Origin of the sequence: Mycobacterium sp. (assembly GCF_049608025.1) — a bacterium.
GTDB lineage: Bacteria > Actinomycetota > Actinomycetes > Mycobacteriales > Mycobacteriaceae > Mycobacterium.
The window spans coordinates 1-3,948 of record NZ_JBMYXC010000002.1; the positions used below are offsets into that span (position 1 = coordinate 1).

5 protein-coding genes are annotated in these 3,948 nt (G+C 64.9%); 1 reads left to right on the top strand and 4 read right to left on the bottom strand.

All coding sequences use genetic code 11. The features are described from left to right. A partial coding sequence (locus tag ACPGXI_RS00815) for a hypothetical protein (RefSeq protein ID WP_526648834.1) occupies nt 1-378 on the bottom strand: 378 nt, incomplete at its 3' end. Nucleotides 379-416: 38 nt separating this feature from the next. Here ACPGXI_RS00815 and ACPGXI_RS00820 point away from each other — a divergent pair. Then, a complete protein-coding gene (locus ACPGXI_RS00820; RefSeq protein WP_526648835.1) occupies nt 417-659 on the top strand; it encodes a hypothetical protein in 243 nt (80 codons plus the stop codon). 219 nt (nt 660-878) lie between these two features. Here ACPGXI_RS00820 and ACPGXI_RS00825 read toward each other — a convergent pair whose 3' ends face one another. The 3 genes from ACPGXI_RS00825 to ACPGXI_RS00835 form a co-directional block, all read right to left on the bottom strand. Further along, nucleotides 879-1,811, bottom strand: coding sequence for an LLM class F420-dependent oxidoreductase (locus ACPGXI_RS00825; protein ID WP_526649131.1), 933 nt, complete (start codon nt 1,809-1,811; stop codon nt 879-881). Between the two features lie 33 nt (nt 1,812-1,844). Continuing rightward, on the bottom strand, nt 1,845-2,390 hold the full coding sequence (locus tag ACPGXI_RS00830) for a hypothetical protein (RefSeq protein WP_526648837.1): 546 nt from the start codon (nt 2,388-2,390) through the stop codon (nt 1,845-1,847). A gap of 142 nt (nt 2,391-2,532) precedes the next feature. After that, nucleotides 2,533-3,948, bottom strand: a 1,416-nt coding sequence (locus ACPGXI_RS00835) for an acyl-CoA synthetase (protein WP_526648839.1), incomplete at its 5' end; no start/stop codon positions are given.

Sequence of the window (3,948 nt, forward strand, 5' to 3'; positions counted from 1 at the left end):
GGTGCTCACGCTGGTGGGCGGCGTGGTGCTGGTCGTCGCCGTTGTGGTCGTCGTGGTTGTGGTCGGCTGGGTTGTGGTCGCCGTCGTGGTCGGCTGGGTCGTGGCAGCCGTCTCGGTCTCGGTAATGGTCACCGGGGGTGCCACTGTCGCAACCCTCGTCGACGTCAACGGTGTCAGCGAAGTCGTGGGGGTCGTATCGGAGATCGAGTCCCCGGTGATGGCCTTGGCCAGGCCGTAGACGATCAGCGCGATGAGCACCGCACCGCCTGCGCCGAATGTCACCAGGGCCACCGGCTGGCGATGCCAGGGAGTATCGCCGGGCGGCGGTCCGGCGTCGGCGAAAGTGTTCGGGTCGTCGGGGGTTTCGTAGCGCGGCACGGAATCCGATAGTAGGCGCTCTGGCCTACCGGGCCGGGTTGAGTGTGCGGGGCACGCTGGTTCTCGTCCTGCTGCGGGTGGTCTCCGCCTCGGAGCTGTCGTCCTCGCGGGTTCTGGGGGGCCGCGAATTGGGGTTCCGGCTGGAGACCTCCGCGGAACCCGTACTGGTGGGCGTCGGGTCGGGGTTGATGTCGCTGGTGATGGGCGGTCTGGTGCTGGTGATCGTGCTGGGCGTGGTCGGCTTCGACGAGGTGCCGGTGGCCGACGACGGTCCGACGTAGTTGATCGGTGCCCGCTCCGGCTCGTCGAACTGACGGACCACATAGATGGCTGAAGTGAACAAGATGACAATCGCGGCCAGACCCGCCACGCTCACGCCGAGCACCGTCGAGGTGCGGTTGTGCCACGGTACGTGCGGCGCCTGCCGATGGGCGCCTCCGTCATGGTCCGGGCTGTTCACGGCCACCGATCGTAGCCGCGGACGCGGGACCGTTGCTCAATCAGCGAAGCTGGTTAACCACCTCGTCGGCGAAGAACGCGACGTGATCCAGGTCCGACATGTCGAGAAGCTGCAGGTAGATCCGCTGGACGCCGGCCTCGATGAAGGGGCCCAGCTTGTCGACGATCTCGGCCGGAGTTCCCACCACGGGTGAATTAGCCCGAAGCTCTTCGACCTCACGGCCGATCGCGTCGGCACGGCGGGCGATGGTCGCCTCGTCGCGGCCGGCGCACGCCACGAACGTTGCGGAGTAGGTCAGCGCGTCCGTCGCGCGCTGTGCCTTCTCAACCGCCGCCGCCACCCGCTCATACTGCCTTCGCAATGTCGACAGCGGCGCGAACGGGATATTGAATTCCGCGGCGAACCGGGCCGCCAGTGCCGGGGTCCGTTTGGCGCCACCACCACCGATGATGATCGGCGGGTGCGGGGACTGGACGGGCTTGGGCAGCGCCGGAGAATCCGAGACGCTGTAGTGCGTCCCCGAATAGTCGAATGTCTGGCCGGGCGGGGTGGCCCACAGCCCGGTGATGATCTCGAGTTGCTCGGTCAGTCGGTCGAAGCGCTCGCCCAGCGGCCGGAAGGGGATGGCGTAGGCGCGGTGCTCAGCTTCGAACCATCCGGCGCCGATTCCTAATTCGACACGCCCGCAGGACATTTCGTCGACCTGTGCCACCGAGATGGCCAAAGGTCCCGGGTAGCGGAAGGTGGCTGAAGTCACCATGGTGCCGAGCCGGATCGAGGATGTCTCCCGTGCAAGACCGGCCAACGTCACCCATGAGTCGGTCGGGCCGGGATGCCCGTCGCTGTTCATCGCCAGATAGTGGTCGGATCGGCAGAAGGCCGAATAACCCGCAGCCTCTGCGGCGCATGCGACGGCAAGTTGGTCGGCGTAGGTGGCACCCTGCTGAGGTTCGACGAAGATTCTGAAATCCACTGGGTTCACGCTGGCCAGCTTAAGGTCGGCCGTTCAGAAGCCTTTGACACCCTCAACGCTGATGGACATGCCGCGCCCGGTGCTGTCGTTGGTGAATCGAGTGCCCTCTCGGCTGGCGTCAATTGTCCAGCCGACCGCTGAATAGGTCTGATAGTCCAGGGTTACCGCGGGAATGGCACCCAGATTGCCCAGCACCCAACTGATTTGCCCCCTGGCACTCAAACGCACCCCGTTGGCGGTCGATCCGTTGACCTCTGGAGCATTGGTGAACGCCGCCTCGCAGCCCACTTCCTGCTGGTTGAGTTGGCAGCGGGTCTTACCGGACTTCGTCTCGATGAAGACGAGACCGTTCCGGGGTTGCAGCACCTGGCCGCCAGGTTGTCGCGGCGACGCGGTGGGCCGGGTTGGATCGATGGGGGAAGGTGGTGCCGCGGTGGGTCTGCTGGGTCGGGGGGTAGGGAAGTTCGGCTCGGTCGGTGAGTCGGGGATTCTGGTGGCGGTGCCTTCGATAGTGGACTGGCAGCCGACGAGCGACGCGGTGCAGGCAAGCACTCCTGCGATGGCCAGCGGAATCTTCATCCGTTTCAGAATACGGCGCTCGTCGTGAGGGTCGCGAAAGTGACGCGCGGGCCGACGGGCATGCCCAGCGCAAGCCACGTCACCCTTGGGACGCTCGGTCGTCCCGGCGCCCAAGAGGTTTCAGCGGGCCCGCGCCCGCTGGTCAGACGTACTTGTCGGGAAGTGCCCGCTTGAGGATTTTTCCCGCGGGGCTGTGCGGAATCTCCTCGGTGAAGATCACCTTTTTCGGCAGCTTGAAACGGGCCAGTCGGGTGCCGCAGTAGTCAAGGATGCTCTCCTCGCTGACGGAACTCTGGTCGGCGACGACTATCGCACAGGCGATTTCACCCCATTTCTCGTCAGGCAGGCCGATCACCGCCACCGTGCTGACGCCGGGAATGCCGATGATCACGCTCTCGATCTCCGCTGGGCAGATGTTCTCACCGCCGGAGATGATCATGTCCTTCATCCGGTCCTTGATGTAGAGATAACCCTCGTCATCAATCTCGCCGATATCGCCGGTACGGAACCAGCCGTTGTCGAAGGCGGCGCGGGTGGCGTAGGGGCGATTCCAGTATTCCTTGAGCAGAAAGTCGGACTTGATGACGACTTCGCCTTCTCCGCGCTCGGTGATCACGCCGTCGTCACTGCGGACCCGGACGTCGGCGAACATGGTGGCGCGTCCCGCCGATCCGACTTTGCGCAATGCGTCATCGCCGAGCAACATCGTTCCGCCACCGCATGATTCGGTGAGCGCGTAGCCCTGCACAACCTCCATGTTCTTGGCGGCATACATCTTGATCAGTGACTCCGGCATCGGTGCGCCACCGGTGATGAAGGTCCTGAAGCAGGGCGCGTCGAGTTCCTCGAACTGGGGCACCAGGCGCATGAAGTTCAAGATCGCCGGTACGGCACCACCGACGGAGACCCGCTCGTCGACAATCAGCGACCAAATCTTCACCGGGTCGAACTGCGGCATCGAGATCAGACTGATACCGCGCATGGCGCAGAAGATGACCGTCGTCAGCGCCGCGACATGGAACATCGGCAGCGGCAGCAGAATGCGGTCCTGGTAGCGTCCGTCGACGGTCATGGCCCAGGCGGCCGCCCCGGTGTGCACCGAATCGTGTGTGTGGACGACGCCTTTCGGCGGGCCGGTGGTGCCGGAGGTGTACATGATGAACAGATTGTCCGAACCACCGTGTTCCCCGGTCGGTTCGTCGTCGGCTGCGCCCTCGGGGCGCTCGGCGAGAGCGCCCCTGCCACCGGCGGTCGGTACCCAGGATTCCACGGTGCACGGGTGCTCGGTTCCGGCCTTGACGGCGTCGGCGACGCCTGCGAATTCTTCGCCGTAGACCAGCACCCTGCTGCCACTGTCGGACAGAATGAATTCCAGTTCGGGCGCGGCAACGCGGGTGTTCAACGGCACGGCTACCGCTCCTATCTTGGCGGCGCCGTAGAACAGGCAACAGAACTCGACACTGTTGGGCATCAACAGCGCCACGCGGTCACCGGCGCCGATCCCCAGTGACGTCAACACGTCGGCGCATTTGTTGGCCAACGCGTTCATCTGCGTGTA